Source organism: Pseudomonas sp. FA117 (assembly GCF_057370475.1).
Map to the genome: position 1 here is coordinate 2,007,416 of NZ_CM170675.1, position 16,632 is coordinate 2,024,047.

At 66.2% G+C, this 16,632-nt stretch carries 15 protein-coding genes and 1 tRNA gene; 7 read left to right on the forward strand and 9 right to left on the reverse strand.

Features of this window, described 5'->3' with window-relative positions:
- Nucleotide 1 precedes the first annotated feature (1 nt).
- Nucleotides 2-1,966 carry a MacB family efflux pump subunit gene (locus AC1TXO_RS09375; RefSeq protein ID WP_486406043.1) on the reverse strand — a complete coding sequence of 655 codons (1,965 nt, stop codon included), beginning with the start codon at nucleotides 1,964-1,966 and terminating at the stop codon, nucleotides 2-4.
- Nucleotides 1,967-3,145 (reverse strand): efflux RND transporter periplasmic adaptor subunit, encoded by a 1,179-nt coding sequence (locus tag AC1TXO_RS09380; protein WP_486406044.1) that lies wholly within the window; start codon nucleotides 3,143-3,145, stop codon nucleotides 1,967-1,969.
- Between the two features lie 212 nt (nucleotides 3,146-3,357).
- Here AC1TXO_RS09380 and AC1TXO_RS09385 point away from each other — a divergent pair, with 212 nt between their 5' ends.
- The 3 genes from AC1TXO_RS09385 to AC1TXO_RS09395 all read left to right on the forward strand — a co-directional run bounded on the left by AC1TXO_RS09385 (nucleotide 3,358) and on the right by AC1TXO_RS09395 (nucleotide 5,837).
- Entirely contained in the window at nucleotides 3,358-3,834 is a 477-nt protein-coding gene (locus AC1TXO_RS09385; protein WP_486406045.1) for a sigma-70 family RNA polymerase sigma factor, read from the forward strand.
- A gap of 152 nt (nucleotides 3,835-3,986) precedes the next feature.
- On the forward strand, nucleotides 3,987-4,472 hold the full coding sequence (locus AC1TXO_RS09390) for a histidine kinase (protein WP_486406046.1): 486 nt from the start codon (nucleotides 3,987-3,989) through the stop codon (nucleotides 4,470-4,472).
- A 54-nt stretch (nucleotides 4,473-4,526) separates the two neighbouring features.
- Nucleotides 4,527-5,837, forward strand: a complete 1,311-nt coding sequence (locus AC1TXO_RS09395; protein WP_486406047.1) for an MFS transporter — start codon at nucleotides 4,527-4,529, stop codon at nucleotides 5,835-5,837.
- Between the two features lie 41 nt (nucleotides 5,838-5,878).
- Here the strand turns inward: AC1TXO_RS09395 and AC1TXO_RS09400 are convergent, their stop codons facing one another.
- A complete protein-coding gene (locus AC1TXO_RS09400) occupies nucleotides 5,879-7,819 on the reverse strand; it encodes a methyl-accepting chemotaxis protein (RefSeq protein WP_486406048.1) in 1,941 nt (646 codons plus the stop codon).
- Between the two features lie 193 nt (nucleotides 7,820-8,012).
- Nucleotides 8,013-8,186 carry a PA1571 family protein gene (locus AC1TXO_RS09405; RefSeq protein ID WP_486406049.1) on the reverse strand — a complete coding sequence of 58 codons (174 nt, stop codon included), beginning with the start codon at nucleotides 8,184-8,186 and terminating at the stop codon, nucleotides 8,013-8,015.
- A 243-nt stretch (nucleotides 8,187-8,429) separates the two neighbouring features.
- On the opposite strand from AC1TXO_RS09405, the gene AC1TXO_RS09410 reads away from it, so the two are divergent.
- Complete coding sequence (locus AC1TXO_RS09410; protein ID WP_486406050.1) at nucleotides 8,430-10,199, forward strand: ABC transporter transmembrane domain-containing protein; 1,770 nt, start codon at nucleotides 8,430-8,432, stop codon at nucleotides 10,197-10,199.
- A gap of 48 nt (nucleotides 10,200-10,247) precedes the next feature.
- On the opposite strand, the gene AC1TXO_RS09415 is transcribed toward AC1TXO_RS09410, so the two are convergent.
- Nucleotides 10,248-10,324, reverse strand: a tRNA-Pro gene (locus tag AC1TXO_RS09415).
- An 81-nt stretch (nucleotides 10,325-10,405) separates the two neighbouring features.
- Nucleotides 10,406-10,627, reverse strand: a complete 222-nt coding sequence (locus AC1TXO_RS09420) for a YgdI/YgdR family lipoprotein (RefSeq protein WP_486406051.1) — start codon at nucleotides 10,625-10,627, stop codon at nucleotides 10,406-10,408.
- Nucleotides 10,628-10,787: 160 nt separating this feature from the next.
- On the opposite strand from AC1TXO_RS09420, the gene moaB reads away from it, so the two are divergent.
- Nucleotides 10,788-11,327, forward strand: a complete 540-nt coding sequence (moaB, locus tag AC1TXO_RS09425; RefSeq protein WP_486406052.1) for a molybdenum cofactor biosynthesis protein B — start codon at nucleotides 10,788-10,790, stop codon at nucleotides 11,325-11,327.
- A gap of 22 nt (nucleotides 11,328-11,349) precedes the next feature.
- Complete coding sequence (locus AC1TXO_RS09430; protein WP_486406820.1) at nucleotides 11,350-12,537, forward strand: molybdopterin molybdotransferase MoeA; 1,188 nt, start codon at nucleotides 11,350-11,352, stop codon at nucleotides 12,535-12,537.
- Here AC1TXO_RS09430 and AC1TXO_RS09435 read toward each other — a convergent pair.
- Nucleotides 12,526-13,761 (reverse strand): glycosyltransferase family 4 protein, encoded by a 1,236-nt coding sequence (locus AC1TXO_RS09435; RefSeq protein ID WP_486406053.1) that lies wholly within the window; start codon nucleotides 13,759-13,761, stop codon nucleotides 12,526-12,528. The two genes, AC1TXO_RS09430 and AC1TXO_RS09435, sit on opposite strands and share 12 nt — an antisense overlap.
- Nucleotides 13,762-13,942: 181 nt before the next feature.
- Between AC1TXO_RS09435 and yegS the strand changes: the two genes are divergently transcribed.
- A complete protein-coding gene (yegS, locus tag AC1TXO_RS09440; protein ID WP_486406054.1) occupies nucleotides 13,943-14,836 on the forward strand; it encodes a lipid kinase YegS in 894 nt (297 codons plus the stop codon).
- On the opposite strand, the gene AC1TXO_RS09445 is transcribed toward yegS, so the two are convergent.
- Both AC1TXO_RS09445 and AC1TXO_RS09450 read right to left on the reverse strand, forming a co-directional pair.
- Complete coding sequence (locus AC1TXO_RS09445) at nucleotides 14,820-15,476, reverse strand: response regulator (protein ID WP_486406055.1); 657 nt, start codon at nucleotides 15,474-15,476, stop codon at nucleotides 14,820-14,822. The two genes, yegS and AC1TXO_RS09445, sit on opposite strands and share 17 nt — an antisense overlap.
- Nucleotides 15,469-16,362 (reverse strand): sensor histidine kinase, encoded by an 894-nt coding sequence (locus AC1TXO_RS09450; protein ID WP_486406056.1) that lies wholly within the window; start codon nucleotides 16,360-16,362, stop codon nucleotides 15,469-15,471. Before AC1TXO_RS09450 ends, AC1TXO_RS09445 begins: the two co-directional genes overlap by 8 nt.
- Between the last annotated feature and the right edge of the window lie 270 nt (nucleotides 16,363-16,632).

A 16,632-nucleotide genomic window follows, 5' to 3' on the forward strand; every position in this document is an offset into this window, starting at 1 on the left:
GCTACACGCTGGTAAGGGCTTTGACCGGGTCGAGTCGGGCGGCTTTGCGCGCCGGCATGAAGCCGAACACGACACCGGTGATCACGGCGCAGGCGAAGGCGCCGAGGATGGCTGGCAGGGCGAAGGCCACGGCGATATCGGCCAGCAGCAGGCCGCCGCCGATGCTCAGCGCCAGGGCGATGCCGGTCACGCCACCGACCATCGACAGCATCACCGCCTCGGTGAGGAACTGGCGCAGGATGTCGCGCTGGCGTGCGCCGGTGGCCATGCGGATGCCGATCTCGCGGGTGCGTTCGCGCACGGTCATGAGCATGATGTTCATCACCCCGATGCCGCCGACCAGCAGCGAGATCGCGGCGATCGCGCCGAGCATCAGCGACAGGCTGTTCTGGGTGCGCGCCTCGGCCTGGATCAGTGCGGCATCGTTGGTCAGGTCGAAATCCTCCTTGCCCTGGTGCCGCTTGCGCATCAGGTGGGCGATCGCCGCTTCGGTTTCCGAGACCCTGCTGGAATCCTTGGCGGTGATGATCACGTACTCCGGGTCGTGCTTGCCGAACAGGCGCGTGGAGGCCGCGGAGTAGGGCACCACGATGCGCTCGTCGCTGTCCTGGTTGCCGGAGCTGGCGCCCTTGGCGGCGAGCAGGCCGACCACCTGGAAGGGCACGTTCTCGATCAGCACGTACTGCCCCAGCGGGTTGCTGCCGGGGGCCAGGAGCTTTTCCCTGACCTTCTGGCCGATCACCGCCACGGCCGCGCCGCTGCGCTCGTCGGCTGCAGTGAACATGCTGCCCTCGACCACTGGCCAGTTGAGGATGTGCGGAAACTCGGTGTTGTTGCCGCCCACGTAGAACGACTGGTTGTTGTTGCCGTGGCGCACCATCAGTTCGCCGCCGATCACCGGCATGATCCGTTGCACCTGGGGCAGCCCGGCAATGGCGGCGACGTCGTCGAGGGTCACCAGGCCGGCGGCTTCGCGGGAGGTGGCGTGCTTGGCGCTGAGGTAGAGGATGTTCGAGCCGAAGGCGGCCATCTGCGCCATCACCTGGCGTTTGCTGCCTTCGCCCACCGCCAGCATCACCACCACCGAGGCCACGCCGATGACGATGCCGAGCAGGGTCAGGGCGGTACGGAAGCGGTTGATCCACATCACCCGCCAGGCTGCCTGCAGCGATTCGACCAGTTCGCCTTTCCAGGCACCACGCAGGCTGGCACCGCGGTCCAGGCGCTGGCGCAGGTCGTCGGCCTGCAGCCCGGGGGCGGGCTTGGCCGGGGGTTGTTCGGCCGCTGAATCGCTGATGATCTCGCCGTCGCGGATCTCGATGACTCGCCGCGCACGCGCCGCCACTTCGCGGTCGTGGGTGATGAGGATGATCACATGGCCCTGGTTGGCCAGCTCGTCGAGCAGGGTCATGACCTCGGCGCCGCTGTGGCTGTCGAGGGCGCCGGTCGGTTCGTCGGCGAGAATGATGTGGCCGCCGTTCATCAACGCACGGGCGATCGACACCCGCTGCTGCTGGCCGCCGGACAGCTGGTGCGGGCGGTTGCCGGTGCGGCTGGCCAGGCCCAGGCGCTCGAGCAACGCGGCGGCGCGGGCGTGGCGTTCGGCAGCGGGCGTGCCGGCGTAGATCGCCGGCATTTCGACGTTCTCCTGGGCCGAGCCCGAGGGGATCAGGTGATACCCCTGGAACACGAAGCCGAAGGCCTCGCGGCGCAGCCAGGCCAGTTCGTCGGTGTCGAGTTCGGCGACGTCACGGCCGGCGAAGCGGTAGCTGCCCCGGGAGGGGCGGTCGAGGCAGCCGAGGATGTTCATCAGGGTGGACTTGCCGGAGCCGGAAGCGCCGACGATGGCGACGAATTCGCCGGGCTGGATGCTCAGGCTGATGCCACGCAGCACCTGGACCTCGGGCGAATCGATACCGCCGTAGACCTTGTGGATGTCGTCGAGCTCGATCAGCGGTGCGTTCATTCAGCCTCCGCTGGCGCGTGGTGCGCCGATGACCAGTTGCTCGCCTTCGCTCAGGCCGTCGAGGATCTGCACCCGCAGGCGATCACTCAGGCCGGTGCGCACCTGGCGCTGCTCGACCTTGCCGTCGCGGGTCAGCACCTGGGCCAGGCGCAGGCCGTCGCTGGGGGCGTCGTCCAGCGCCGCGAGCGGTGCAGTGAGCACCTGGCTGGCGCTGCCGGCAACGAAGAACACCTGGGTGGTCATCTCGGCCATCAGCGCGCCATCAGGGTTGTCCACGTCCAGCAGCACGGTGTACTGCACCACCTTGCTGCCAGTGGTACCGCTGCTGGCACTGGCCGGGCTGCCACCGCCCTGGCTGGTCTGGTCCAGCGGCTTGGGCGGGATCGGCAGGATCTGGCGCACGGTGCTGGTCCAGCGGCGCTTGCCGCCGGCCAGCGTGGTGAAGTAGGCGCTCATGCCGGGCTTGACCTGGCCGATGTCGGCTTCGGAAACCTGCGCCCAGACGGTCATCGGCGACAGGCGCGCGATGCGCAGGATCAACGGGGTCTGCTGCTGGGCGTTGAGGGTCTGGCCCTCGCGGGCGTCGACGGCCACCACGGTGCCGTCCATCGGCGCGTAGATCCGCGTGTAGCCCAGTTCCGCCTCGTCGCTGCGCAGGCTGGCCTGTGCCTGGAGAATCTGCGCCTGGTACATGTCGATGCGGGCCTGGGTCACCTTGAGCTGGGCCTGGGCCTGCTGCACGTCTTCCTCGCGGGTGGCGCCGGCGCTGGCCAGGTCACGCTGGCGCTTGAGTTGCTGCTGGGCCAGCAGGTACTGGGCGCGCTGTTCGGCAAGCTGGGCCTTGAGGTTCTCGATCGAGTAGCGACCGGCGTCCAGCCGGGCCTGCTGGGTGGAGGGGTCGATCTCCACCAGCAACTGGCCCTTGTGCACCTCGTCGCCGGCTTCGACGTGCAGCTTGCGGATCTGCCCGGAGGCCTGCGCGCCGACATCCACGTAGCGACGAGGCTGCAGGGTGCCCAGGGCGGTGACGCTGCTTTCGATGTCGGCGCGGGTGACTTGCACGGTACTGACCGGGAGGGTGCCGAAGGGCAGGGCCTTCCAGGCCAGCAGGCTGCCCGCTGCGAGCAGGCCCAGGCCGCCGAGAACGACGCGGCGGCGGAGTGTGGATGTACGTCTCATGCAGACTTCCAGCCAGGGATGGGGAGGCGTGTCGGGCCTGTCGAAGGCACGCACGGAGGTCACAGTTAGACGAACGCAGCAAGAGCGGATTTAGCGCGGGGTCAGGGCCATGTTGCTGAGAATGGTTGTAATTTGTAAGATGACACGCTGATATCACTGATGCGCATTCTCGACTGCATCGACAGTGCCTGAGGCAGGGGCAAGGGGCCGTGGTGGAACACTACTATCGCGAACTGGTGAGCTTTCTCTCCTCGCGCCTGGGCAGCCGGCACGCGGCGGAGGATGTCGCCCATGATGCCTGCCTGCGCCTGCTCGAGCGCGGCGAGCAGCCGCCTATCGAACGGCCACGCTCCTTTCTCTATCGCACGGCGCTGAACCTGGTGATCGACCGCCACCGCCGCCAGCAGGTACGCCAGTGCGAACCGCTGGAAGTGCTCGACAGCGACGAGCGCTGGCACAGCCCGGCGCCTTCGCAGTTGCTGCACCTGGATCAGCGTCTGGACATGGTCCGGCGCGCGCTGGAGGAACTGAGTCCGCCATGCCGCGAGAGTTTCCTGCTGCGCAAGCTCGAGGGCCTGTCGCATCCGCAGATCGCCGAGCGCCTGGGGGTGTCCCAGAGCGTGGTGGAGAAGCACATCGTCAATGCCATGAAGCACTGCCGCTTGCGCATGCGCCAATGGGAGCAGTGAAAAGCCGGTGAAACAGGGGTGAAAATTCCCTGAGGGCCGCCTTGATTTATCGCCGGTTCCCGGCAACTATCAACAAAGAGACCCGTCATTGCCCCCACGGGCGCAGTAAGGCCAGGAAGTGTCTCTCACCCCTTGCTGCCAGGGTCCGGACCATGCCGAACAAGTCCATGCGCATCCTCATCGCCGACGAGCACCCCGGCCAGCGCCTGCAACTGGAGCGCCTGCTCAATGGCCTGGGCTATTACCGGATCGCTCCGGTGGAGCACTTCGACGACCTGCAGCGCCTGGTACAGAGCGCGTTGCAACCCTTCCAGCTGCTGGTGGGCAATATCGAACTGGGCAGCCATGCCGGCGTCGACCTGGCGCGGTTCTGTCGGGTCAGCCCGCAGATCCAGCATGTGCTGCTGTATCACTCCCAGCACCTGAAGGTCCCCACTATCGCCCAGAGCGAGCGCCAGGCAGTGGCGGTGAACCTGCCCCGGGTGCCTGACAGCGAGGCACTGCAGTCGTTCATGGCGATCATCGACACCCCGCAGTTGCTCGGGCAGGTCGCCTTGCCAGCCGGGTTGTCGGGTGGCGCGGGTTATCCCTGGCGGCGTGCGGGGTTCTCGCACAACGCCTTCAGCCGTTCCAGCTGAGACCCGGCGGCATTTGCTATCCTCTTGCCCTTTGCCGATCTGTGGACCCCGGAAATGACTGCCATCGATACCGCCCGCGCGCCCCGTTTCAGCCGCGGCGACCACCGAACCCTGGGCCTGGCAGCCCTGGGTGGTGCGCTGGAGATCTACGACTTCATCATCTTCGTGTTCTTCGCCCTGACCCTGAGCCAGCTGTTCTTCCCGCCGCAGATGCCGGAATGGCTGCGCCTGCTGCAGAGTTTCGGGATCTTCGTCACCGGCTACCTGGCGCGTCCGCTGGGCGGTATCCTCATGGCCCACTTCGCCGATCACCTGGGGCGCAAGCGGGTATTCAGCCTGAGCATCCTGATGATGGCCTTGCCGTGCCTGCTGATCGGCGTGATGCCGACCTACGCCGACATCGGCTACGCCGCGCCGTTGCTGCTGCTGGCCTTGCGCATCCTGCAGGGGGCGGCGGTGGGGGGCGAGGTACCGAGCGCCTGGACCTTCGTCGCCGAGCACGCACCGCCCGGGCGGCGCGGCTATGCGCTGGGCTTCCTGCAGGCAGGGCTGACCTTCGGCTACCTGCTCGGGGCGCTGGTCGCGACCCTGTTGGCGCGGCTCTACAGCCCGCAGGAAATCCTCGATTTCGCCTGGCGCTACCCCTTCGTGCTTGGTGGCGTGTTCGGCGTGTTCGGCGTCTGGTTGCGTCGCTGGCTGAGCGAGACCCCGGTGTTCCTCGCCTTGCGCGAGCGTCAGGCCAGGCCGGTAGCCTTCCCGCTGCGCACCGTCCTGGCCGAGCACCGGCGCTCACTGATTCCCGCAGCGCTGCTGACCTGCGTGCTGACCTCGGCGGTGGTGGTGCTGGTGGTCATCACCCCGACAGTGATGCAGCAGCGCTTCGGTATCGATGCCGGACGTACCTTTGCCCTGAGCAGCGTGGGGATCGTGTTCCTGAACATCGGTTGCGTGCTGGCCGGGCTGCTGGTCGACCGCATCGGTGCCTGGCGGGCACTGACGGTCTACAGCCTGGTGCTGCCGCTGGGCATCGGCGCGCTGTACGCAAGCCTGGTCGGGCAGTGGGGCTGGATCTGGGCGGCCTACGCCGTGGCCGGGTTATCCTGTGGCGTGGTGGGGGTGGTGCCGTCGGTGATGGTCGGGTTGTTCCCGGCACAGATCCGCGTGTCGGGAATCTCCTTCACCTACAACGTGGCTTATGCGCTGTGGGCCAGCACCACGCCGCTGGCACTGATTGCCCTGATGCCGTGGAGCCCCTGGGTGTGCGTAGGGTTCTGCCTGATCATGGGCGTGGTCGGCGCGCTGACCAGTGTCGTCTACGCCCAGGCCACGCCCCTGTGTGTCGAGGAGCGTGTGGTCGTGGGCTGACCTCTGGACCTTGAACGAGACAGTTGCGCCCACCAGCAGGCTCAGGACTTGAAGCGTCCGACCAGCCCGTTCAGCTCTTCCGAGAGCTGCGAGAGCCTGCCCGAGTCCGACTGCGCCGAACTGGCCAGGCCTTCGACCAGTCGCGCCTCGTCGTAGATCTGCTGGATATGCCGGTTGATCTCCTCGGCGACGCTGTGCTGCTCCTCGGCGGCCGCCGAGATCTGCAGGTTCTGGTCGCGGATCTCGTTCACCGACAGCTGGATCCCCTCGAAGCTGTCGCGGGCATTCTCGATCGACGACACGCTGGCCCGTGACAGGTCCAGGCAGCTCTCCATCTTCTGCGACACTTCCTGGGTCTTGTTGCCGAGGCTGTTCAGCAACTGGTCGATCTCACCGGTGGAATCAGCGGTGCGTTTGGCCAGCGCCCGCACCTCGTCGGCAACCACCGCAAAGCCGCGGCCCTGGTCGCCGGCGCGGGCGGCCTCGATGGCCGCGTTCAGTGCCAGCAGGTTGGTCTGCTCGGCGATGGCGCGGATGGTGCCGAGGATCTGGTTGATGTTGCGGCTGCCTTCCTCGAGCTCGACCATCGCCTGCGACGACTCGCTCAGGCGGCTGCCCAGGCGGTTGACGTTGTCGGTGGTCAGCTCGATCTGCTGCTTGCCTTCGGCGACGCGGCGGTGGCCGTTTTCCGCGGCGTTCGCGGCGCTGCTGCAGGAGCGCGCCACCTCGTTGGCCGTGGCCACCATCTCGTTGAAGGCGGTGGACACCAACTCCACGGCTTCACGCTGGCGCCCGGCGGCTTCGTTCATGTTGCCGGCCAGCTCGCTGTTGGCCCGCGAGGCCTCGTGCAGGTTGCCGGAGGCCGCGCCGATGTGCTGGATGAGCTGGCGGATCGCGGCGAGGAACTTGTTGAACCAGCCGGCGAGCTCGGCGGTCTCGTCCTTGCCCTGGATCACCAGGTCCTGGCGTAGGTCGCCTTCGCCCTGGGCGATCTGCTGCAGGCCGGTACTGACCTGGCCGATGGGTTTGACGATGACCCGCGAGAAGGCTGCTGCGACCAGGGCGAAAACCAGCGCCAGTACCAGCACGATGATTGCCGTGAGGTAGGTCATGTGGGTGGCGGCGCCCATCACCTCGCTGTATTCGATCAGGCCGACGAAGCGCCAGCCCAGGTCGGGCGAAGTCCAGACGTTGGCCATGTAGCGCACGCCGTCGATCACCACCTCGGTGGAGCCTTGCTCGGTGGCGGCCAGTTGCGCATAGGGTTCGCCAAGGTCCTTGAGTTGCTTGAAGCCATGGCTGGCATCGCGCGGGTCGACCAGTACGGTGCCGTTCTCGATCAGCATCACGTAGCCGCTCTTGCCCAGCTTGATGCTCTTGACCAGTTCGGTGAGATTCTTCAGCGACACGCTGACCACGAATACACCCTTGGCTTTGCCTGCGCCATCGGCGAGTGTGCGCGCGGTGCCGACCAATGCGACATCGTCCTTGTCGTAGTAGTAGGCGGCGGTGCGCACGGTCTTGCCGGGCGTGGCCATGGCCGCCTTGTACCAGGGGCGGGTGCGTGGATCGTAGCTGGCCAGTTTCGGATCGTCCGGCCATTTGGCGTAGGTGCCGTCTTCAAGGCCGATGGAGATGATGGCCGCTGCCGGATGCGTTGCGCCGTAGCGGGCGAAGGCGTCGATGACCTGCTGCGTGGCGGCGGGCAGCGGGTGGCTGGCGGCGTCGGCGGCGGTATAGTCCTTGAGTGTACTCACCGAGGTGTATACAGGATCGGTGGCCATTTGTTCTACGTTTTGCAAGGTGCCATCGAAGAACTGGCGCATGTTGCCGTCGATCTGGCGAATCTCGCGGGTGCTGCCGTCGAGGAACTGGTCGACTGCCTCGGCGCGAATGTTCAGGACGGAAATCACACCGACAAGGGCTACCGGGATGAAAGCCACCAGGACGAACGCAAGCACCAGCTTATTTTTTATCTTCATCGGGACGAACCATTCGTGGGAGTGAAAAGCGATGGCACGCCCATCCAGATGGTGGCCATATGCTATTTATCCTGTTTCGGCCTAGTCCCGGCAAATCTTTAGCGCATATTTCGTGTACAAAAAAACAAATGATTGTTCTGAAGAAATGAAAAGCCCGGCGCATGCGCCGGGCTGTAAGGAATTCGCTGGCTGGTCAGCCTTTGCGGGCTTTCTCGACCCGACTTTTCTCGAGGTTTTCGCAGGCCTGCTGGATCATCTGCTCGGTGATCGGAATCTCGCGGCCTTGGGCGTCGATGATCGAACCGCACACCTGGGCGTTCGATTTCTGCACGTTCTTCACGGTGTCGCTGGTATGTTGCAAGCTCATTTCCTGTCTCCTCTTCAGGTTGCAAGCTCAGGGTAGACCTTTGCCGTGACTGCCCTGTGACAGCTCCTGTGGCATCACGACAACTACAGTCCAACAGAAAGCGCGGTAAAGCTCCAGTGACAGGTTAGACCGATACGCTATAGCCACTGGCCCCACCCGCAATGCGATCCCTTCACGGCGCAAGGAGTTCCGCTGCCGTGGATGAGTGGTAGTCTGCAGACTCCCTGCCTTTTGGTCCGCGCCATGTCCGAGCCGCTTTCCTCCCGTCAACGCCGCGCCCTGCGCCTGGCTTGGCAGTTCGTCCGCCCCTACCGCCGTCAGGCACTGCTCGCCCTGCTGGCGCTGATCGTCACCGCAGCCATTACCCTGTCGATGGGGCAGGGCATCCGCCTGCTTGTGGATCAGGGCTTCATGACCGGCTCGGCGCACCAGCTCAACCAGACGATCGGGCTGTTCATGGTCCTGGTGTTGGCCCTGGCGGTGGGCACCTTCAGCCGCTTCTACCTGGTGTCGTGGATCGGCGAGCGTTGCGTCGCCGATATCCGGCGTGCGGTGTTCGATCATCTGGTCGGCCTGCATCCGGGGTTCTTCGAAGATAACCGCAGCTCGGAAATCCAGTCGCGGCTGACCGCCGACACCACGCTGCTGCAATCGGTGATCGGCTCGTCGCTGTCGATGTTCCTGCGCAATGCACTGATGGTGCTGGGCGGGGTGATATTGCTGTTCGTCACCAACCCCAAGCTGACCAGCATCGTGGTGCTGGCCCTGCCGCTGGTGCTGTCACCGATCCTGCTGTTCGGGCGCCGGGTGCGCAGCCTGTCGCGCCAGAGCCAGGACCGGGTCGCCGATGTCGGCAGCTATGTCGCCGAAACCCTCGGGCAGATCAAGACGGTGCAGGCCTACAACCATCAGGCCCATGATCGCCAGCTGTTTGCCGGGACCGTGGAAGCGGCCTTCGATGTGGCACGGCGACGCATCGCCCAGCGCGCCTGGCTGATCACCGTGGTCATCGTCCTGGTGCTGGGCGCGGTGGCGGTGATGCTCTGGGTCGGTGGCATGGACGTGATCGCCGGGCGCATCTCCGGTGGCGAACTGGCCGCCTTCGTGTTCTACAGCCTGATCGTCGGCAGTGCCGTCGGCACCCTCAGCGAGGTGATCGGCGAGCTGCAGCGCGCTGCCGGCGCGGCCGAGCGCATCGCCGAGCTGCTGGCGGCGAGCAGTGTGATCGTGCCGCCGTCGCAGCCTTCGGTGCTGCCGGCCGGGCGGGCCAGCGGCCGCATCGAATTGCGCGAAGTGCGTTTCGCCTACCCGTCGCGCCCGAGCGTGGCGGCCATCGATGGCCTCAGCCTGGTCATCGAGCCTGGGCAGACGGTGGCGCTGGTGGGGCCGTCGGGGGCCGGCAAGTCGACCCTGTTCGACCTGCTGCTGCGCTTTCACGACCCGCAGTCGGGCAGCATCGTGCTGGATGGTCAGCCGATCATGACGCTGGACCCGGACGAGCTGCGGCGCCAGTTCGCCCTGGTGGCGCAGAATCCAGCGCTGTTTCGCGGCACCGTCGAGGCCAACATCCGCTATGGCCGGCCCCAGGCGAGCGCAGCGCAGGTCGAGGCGGCGGCGCGCAGCGCGCATGCCCATGAGTTCATCCAGCAACTGCCCCAGGGCTACCAGACGTCACTGGGCGAGGGCGGTATCGGCCTGTCTGGCGGCCAGCGCCAGCGCCTGGCAATTGCCCGCGCACTGCTGGTGGATGCGCCGGTGTTGTTGCTGGACGAGGCCACCAGCGCGCTCGATGCACAGAGCGAGCACTTGATCCAGCAGGCCTTGCCGCAGTTGATGGCCGGACGTACCACGCTGGTGATCGCCCACCGCCTGGCGACCGTGCAGCACGCCGATCGCATTGCCGTGATCGACCAGGGGAAGGTGGTGGCGGTCGGGACGCATCGGCAACTGATCGAGGAAAACCCACTGTATGCGCGCCTGGCGGCGCTGCAGTTCACGGTGGCCGAGGGCTGACGGACAGGCACGAAAAAGCCCGCACTTGGCGGGCTTTCACGAAGGATCTGGTCGGAGAGACAGGATTCGAACCTGCGGCCTTCTCGTCCCGAACGAGACGCGCTACCTGGCTGCGCTACACTCCGATTTCGAAAATCCTACTGCATCGTATTTTTGAACGCAAGCCCTTGTTGTTAAAAGGGCGTTTGCTCAAAACCCGGTGCCGATCAGAGCTCTTTCACGGTGCGGATCTGGTCCTTGTTGATGCGCGTGCGCTTGCCGTCGAGCTGTTCGAATTCATAGAAGCCGGAGTCTTCGTCATAGGAAGGCTTGTCCACGGCCTGGATCTCGCGACCGTCGTTCAGGGTGATGACGGTCGGCGAAGCACAACCGGCGAGGGTGGCCAGGCCCAGGGCGAGCAGGAAGGCGGGAAGGGTCCGTTGAATCATCGTGTTTCTCCAGTGCGATGGTGCTTGATTACGTTATGACGCGAGGCGTCCTTGCAAAGTTCCTCGCACAGTCGAGCATAGCGGCAATCTGCGGGCATTGACCAAGAACAAGGCTGCCCTGTGATATAACTGGCGCATTCTTTCCCTGCGACGGACTCCCATGAAAGCCAAGGCAGATACCCCCTTCGTTCCCTTGAACATCGCCGTGCTGACGGTCAGCGACACCCGCACCTTCGACAACGACACCTCCGGGCAGATGTTCGTCGATCGGCTCAGCGCCGCGGGCCATCACCTGGCCGAGCGGGTGCTGCTCAAGGACGACCTGTACAAGATCCGCGCCCAGGTGGCGACCTGGATCGCCGACGAGCGCGTGCAGGTGGTGCTGATCACCGGTGGTACCGGCTTCACCGGCCGTGACAGCACGCCCGAGGCGGTCGCCTGCCTGCTGGACAAGCAGGTCGACGGCTTCGGCGAGCTGTTCCGGCAGATCTCGGTCCCGGATATCGGCACCTCGACCGTGCAGTCCCGTGCCCTGGCCGGGCTGGCCAACGGCACCCTGGTGTGCTGCCTGCCTGGCTCGACCAACGCCGTGCGCACCGGCTGGGACGGCATCCTCGCCGAGCAGCTCGACGCCCGTCATCGTCCCTGCAACTTCGTCGCCCACCTGAAGCAGGCGCAGCCCTGTGAAAGCCGTGGTTGAGGCGGCACCCGCCCGGCCCCTGATGCCGGTGGAAGAAGCGCTGGAGCGCCTGCTGGCGCTGGCAGAGGCGGCGCCGATCAGTGACACCGAAGAGGTCGCGCTGGCCGATGCCGAAGGCCGTGTACTGGCGCAGGACCTGTTCGCCAGCGTCGACCTGCCGCCCTGGCCGAACAGCGCCATGGACGGCTACGCCCTGCGCCTTGCCGACTGGCAGGGCGAACCGCTGCCGGTGAGCCAGCGCATCTTTGCCGGTCACGCTCCGGCACCGCTGCAACCTGGTACCTGCGCGCGGATCTTCACTGGCGCGCCGCTGCCCGAAGGCGCCGACTGCGTCGAGATGCAGGAAAACGCCGAGGTGCTCGACGATGGCCGCGTGCGCTTTGTCGAAGCCCTGGCGCCGCAACAGAATGTGCGCCCCCAAGGCCAGGAAACCCGCGCTGGCGAGCAGGTGATGAATGCCGGCACGCAGTTGGGCCCGATCGAGCTGGGCCTGGCCGCCACGCTCGGGCATGGCCGCCTGCAGGTGCGGCGCCGGGCGCGAGTGGCGGTGCTGTCGACCGGCGACGAGCTGGTCGAGCCGGGCCTGCCGCTGGGTCCGGGGCAGATCTACAACAGCAACCGTCGTCTGCTGGTCAGCTGGTTGCAGCGCATGGGCTGCGAGGTGATCGATGCCGGCATTCTTGCCGATGACCTGGCGCTGACCCGCCAGTGCCTGGCGGGTCTGGGTGACGTCGACCTGATCCTGTCCACCGGCGGGGTCTCGGTGGGCGAGGCCGATTACCTCGGCATGGCCCTGCGCGAGGCTGGCGAGCTGGCGCTGTGGAAGCTGGCGATCAAGCCGGGCAAGCCGCTGACCTGCGGGCATTTTCGTGGCGTGCCGGTGATCGGCCTGCCGGGCAACCCGGCTTCCACGCTGGTGACCTTCGCCTTGCTGACGCGGCCCTACCTGCTGCGGCGCCTGGGTGTCAGTGCCATCACGCCGCTGCGTTTCGAGGTGCCGGCAGGTTTCGACTGGCCCAAGCCGGGCAACCGCCGCGAGTACCTGCGGGCGCGGATCGAGGACGGCAAGGTGCGCATCTACCGCAACCAGAGCTCGGGTGTACTGCGCAGCGCGGCCTGGGCCGAGGGCTTGGTCGAGGTGCGCGAAGGCAGCACCGTGAGCCTGGGCGACTGCGTGCCGTTCATCCCGTTCAGCGAGCTACTTGGCTAGCATCCCGTGCAGTGGGCCGGCCTGTGCCGGAGCCAGCTGGGTCAGGCGCATGTGCACAGTCTCCAGTTGCTGGGCGGCGACGCTCCAGTCGTGGCGTTGCCGGGCAAACTGGCGCCCGGCCTCTCCCAGCTGGGCCATGCGCCCCGGCTGGTTGAGCAGTTGGGTAAGCAGCAAGGCCAGTTGGCTGCCGTCATCACTGCCCAGGTAGTGCTCGCCGTTGTTCACCGCCAGGCCTGAAGCGCCCTTGGCGGTGGTGATCACCGGCAGGCCTGCGGCCATCGCCTCGAGAATCTTGACCTTCGACCCTCCGGCATAGCGCAGTGGCGCGAAGAACAGCGCCGAGCGCCGTTGCACCTCGCGCAGGTCGGGACGATAGCCGAGCCATTCGATACGCGGATCGTTCCAGTGCAGCTTCCAGTGGGCGGGCAGGGCGTGTCCGGCAATTGCCAGGCGCACTGCCGGGTTGCTCTGCCAGACCTGCGGCAGGATGTCTTCCAGGGCCCACTCGATGGCTTCGAGGTTGGCCCCGTATTCGAAGTTGCCGACGAACAGCAGGCGCTGGCTGTGCAGGGCCGGACGCACGGGCGCGTAGTAGTCGCAGTCGACGCCGTTGACCACCAGGTTCACCGCCCGTCCGCTGATCTGCCCGATCAGCTCGGCGTCGTGCGCGCTCACCGCCACCACTTCGCTGGGCTGGCGCAGCACGCGCTGTTCCCAGCGCCGGTAGCGCCAGCGGTCGAAGGCATTGAGCGGGCGCAGCCACAGTGGCAGGCGGTCGTGGCAGGCGGCGCCCATCACCGATTCGAGGGTATGCTCGCTGAGCATGTAGGGCAGGCCGCGGCTCTGCAGGGCTTTCTCGAAGGGCTGGAAGGCATAGCTGTGCTCGATCTGGATCACGTCCCAGGGCTCGTCCAGCAACTGCTCGAAGCGGTGGCGCAGGCACGGCGCCAGGCCGTTGATGATCGCCCGCATCGGGTAGTCGATGATCGGCGAGGCGAGCAGGTTGAGCGGGCTGTGCACGGCCCGCCTGGGCAGCACCACCAGGCGTTCGAGCAGCGGCTCGAGTGCTTCGCGCGCAGGGTCGGACAACGGCACCTTGGACTGCACCAGCAGGGTGATGCGGTGGCCGCGACGGGCCAGCTCGCGCAGCAAATGGTACTGGCGGGTCTTGCTGCCGCTGGTGGTTGGCCAGGGCAGGTAGGGTAGAGTCCAGAGAATACGCATGACCGCTCCTGTCAGGTAGGGCTGCACAAGGGTCAAGAAACTGACTGCGTTGCGGGAGTCTCTTAAGCGTAGACAAGTATTTGGCGGATGAGGGCGCCGGCGGAATTTGCCGACGGCATGCAGCAATCCGGCGCTGGCGATGGTCGAGATTGGGGTTGGCGTCTTTTACGGAGAATTTCGGATGCACGGGCCCAAGGCAATGCTGATCCTGCATGGCAAGCAGGCGATGAACGAAGAAGTGCGCAGCGCCGTCAACGCGTTGCGCGAGCGTGGCCGTAGCCTGGATGTGCGCCTGACCTGGGAGGGCGGCGACGCCCGGCGCCTGGTCGAGGAGGCGCTGGCGGCCGGTTACACGCAGGTGGTGGCCGGTGGTGGCGATGGCACCTTGCGCGATGTTGCCGAAGCCATGGCGCAACTCGACAGCAGCGCCCAGGCCAGTCTTGCCTTGCTGCCGCTGGGCACGGCCAACGACTTTGCTCGTGCTGCCGGGGTGGCGCTGGAGCCGGCCGCTGCCCTGGCGTTGCTCGAAGTGCCCGCACGGCGCGTCGACCTGGGGCGGGTGGGTGAGCAGATGTTCCTCAACATGGCCACGGGAGGCTTCGGCAGCCAGGTGACCGCCAACACCTCCGAAGACCTGAAGAAAGTCCTGGGTGGCGCCGCCTACCTGTTCACCGGGCTGTCGCGCTTCAGTGAATTGCAGGCCGCCTCGGCGACCCTGCGCGGGCCGGATTTCCACTGGCAGGGGCAGTTGCTGGCACTGGCCATCGGCAATGGCCGCCAGGCCGGGGGCGGGCATGTCCTGTGCCCGCAGGCGCTGGCCGACGACGGCATGCTCGAGGTTGCCATCCTGCCGGCGCCCGAGGGTATGGTCGGCACGCTGCGTGACCTGCTGAGCGGTGAAGAGCTGTTCGTGCGGGCGCGGCTGCCGTGGGTGGAGATTGCCGAGGCCGAGGGCCTGGACATCAACCTCGACGGTGAACCGCTCAAGGCCGGCAGCCTGCGTTTCGAGGCGCTGCCAGGCGCCTTGCGCGTGCACCTGCCAGACGACTCGCCGCTGCTCAGTCGTCCAGGCTGATGATCTTCTCGCGCACGGCGAACAGCACCAGGCCTGCCACGTCGTAGATCTGCAGGCGCTTCATGATCTGCGAGCGGTGGGTTTCCACGGTCTTGATCGACAGCCCGAGGCCTGCTGCGATCTCGCGGGTGGATTTGCCGCGCACGATCAAGCGCAGGATTTCCAGTTGCCTCGCCGTGAGGTTGTGGCGGTCGGCGCCGGGCTGCTTGCTGCTCTGGGCGCGCAGCAGCGCCTGGTTGATCACGGTGTGGGCGATGGCCGGGCTCAGGTAGCGTTCGCCGCTGCGCAGTGCGGCCAGTGCGTGTTCCAGTTCGGTGGCGGTGGTGTCCTTGAGCAGGTAGCCGTGGGCGCCGCTTTCCAGCGCGCGCATGATCTGCTCGGGGTCGGTGTGCATCGACAGGATCAGCACCTTGCACAGGCAACCGTTTGCGCGCAATTGCGCCAGGGCATCCAGGCCATTGGTCGAGCGCATGGAGATGTCCAGCAGGACGATGTCCGGGTTCAGGCGCTGGACCATCTCCAGCAGATGATGACCGTCGTCGGCTTCCCCCACCACGGTATAGCCGGGAATGTCGGACACCAGCGCGCGCACGCCGGCCCGGATCAGCGAGTGGTCGTCGATCAACAGCAGTCTAATCATCGGTGGCGGGGGTCCTGGCACGTTCCTGGCTGCGTGCGGGCCACGGGAACAAGGCTTCGATACGGGTGCCTTCACCCGGTCGGCTGGTCACGCTCAGGTTGCCCTGCAAGGCGGTGGCGCGCTCCTGCATCCCGGCCATGCCGCGCTGCCCGGCCTCGCCAGGCCGGCTGGCCGGCACGAAGCCCAGGCCATCGTCCTGGATGGTCAGCAGCAAGCCGGCGGGGGTGCGTTGCAGGCTGATCAGCAGGTTGCGCGCCCTGGCATGGCGCAGCACATTGGTGACGGCTTCCTGGGTAATGCGAAAGGCCGCCATGGTCACTTCTTCGGAAATCCCGCCCAGGCGCTGATTGCACTCCAGACTCCAGTGCAGTTCGCTGTTCTCCAGCGCGCGCAGCAAGTGTGCACGCAGGCTCGCTTCCAGGCCCAGGCTGGCCAGTTGCCGGGGGTTGAGCAGGGCCGAGACGTCGCGCACGTTGCCGAGGGTGTCGTCGAGGGTCTTGCGCAGGGTGTCGCAATGCGCCTGGAGGGGCGTCGGCACTCGCCGCTGCAACCAGTCGAGCTGCAGCTTGGCGGCGGTCAGCAGTTGGCCGATATCGTCATGCAGTTCGCGGCTCAGGCGCTGTCGTTCGCTTTCCTGGACCTTGAGCATGCGGTCGGCGAGTTCGGCCGGCAGCAGGTTGATCGACCTGGCCCGACGCCGCAGGTGCCAGCCGGCGCCGAGCAGTGCAAGCATCTGCAGCGCCAACGCCACAGCGGGCAGCGGCTGCCCGTGGACATAGAGCACCAGGTTGGCCAGCAGCGATGCCACGCACAGCACTACGGTCGCTCCCCGCAGCAAGGCGGTGCGAGAGCGACAACGCAGGGGAATCTTCAAGCGTGGGAGCATAGATAGGAAAGCCACTGGATTATTGCCGACGCAGGTCGCGAATCTCTCTACGGAGCCGTGTGTAGCCTGCCTTTCAATCAAGAACGAACACCGGTGCAATCGCTGAATAACTGTTGGACATCCGTTCACTTGCGCGCATGGTATCACTTCGAGTTGGTTTGGTCCCGACTGGTTAGTTGCCTGAAATCAAGGTATTTCCGGGCGCTGGACGGGGGGCGGAAGGCCTGCCTGCGTGGCAATGAGCCATTATTTTTTCAGCGAGCAGGAACT

Coding starts and splice junctions, on each gene's coding strand:
- moaB (WP_486406052.1), top strand. CDS start 10,788: ATGAAAGCCAAGGCAGATACCCCCTTCGTTCCCTTGAACATCGCCGTG.
- AC1TXO_RS09420 (WP_486406051.1), bottom strand. CDS start 10,627: ATGATTCAACGGACCCTTCCCGCCTTCCTGCTCGCCCTGGGCCTGGCC.
- AC1TXO_RS09405 (WP_486406049.1), bottom strand. CDS start 8,186: ATGAGCTTGCAACATACCAGCGACACCGTGAAGAACGTGCAGAAATCG.
- AC1TXO_RS09380 (WP_486406044.1), bottom strand. CDS start 3,145: ATGAGACGTACATCCACACTCCGCCGCCGCGTCGTTCTCGGCGGCCTG.
- AC1TXO_RS09375 (WP_486406043.1), bottom strand. CDS start 1,966: ATGAACGCACCGCTGATCGAGCTCGACGACATCCACAAGGTCTACGGC.
- AC1TXO_RS09450 (WP_486406056.1), bottom strand. CDS start 16,362: ATGCTCCCACGCTTGAAGATTCCCCTGCGTTGTCGCTCTCGCACCGCC.
- AC1TXO_RS09410 (WP_486406050.1), top strand. CDS start 8,430: ATGTCCGAGCCGCTTTCCTCCCGTCAACGCCGCGCCCTGCGCCTGGCT.
- AC1TXO_RS09430 (WP_486406820.1), top strand. CDS start 11,350: ATGCCGGTGGAAGAAGCGCTGGAGCGCCTGCTGGCGCTGGCAGAGGCG.
- AC1TXO_RS09395 (WP_486406047.1), top strand. CDS start 4,527: ATGACTGCCATCGATACCGCCCGCGCGCCCCGTTTCAGCCGCGGCGAC.
- AC1TXO_RS09400 (WP_486406048.1), bottom strand. CDS start 7,819: ATGAAGATAAAAAATAAGCTGGTGCTTGCGTTCGTCCTGGTGGCTTTC.
- yegS (WP_486406054.1), top strand. CDS start 13,943: ATGCACGGGCCCAAGGCAATGCTGATCCTGCATGGCAAGCAGGCGATG.
- AC1TXO_RS09445 (WP_486406055.1), bottom strand. CDS start 15,476: ATGATTAGACTGCTGTTGATCGACGACCACTCGCTGATCCGGGCCGGC.
- AC1TXO_RS09435 (WP_486406053.1), bottom strand. CDS start 13,761: ATGCGTATTCTCTGGACTCTACCCTACCTGCCCTGGCCAACCACCAGC.
- AC1TXO_RS09390 (WP_486406046.1), top strand. CDS start 3,987: ATGCCGAACAAGTCCATGCGCATCCTCATCGCCGACGAGCACCCCGGC.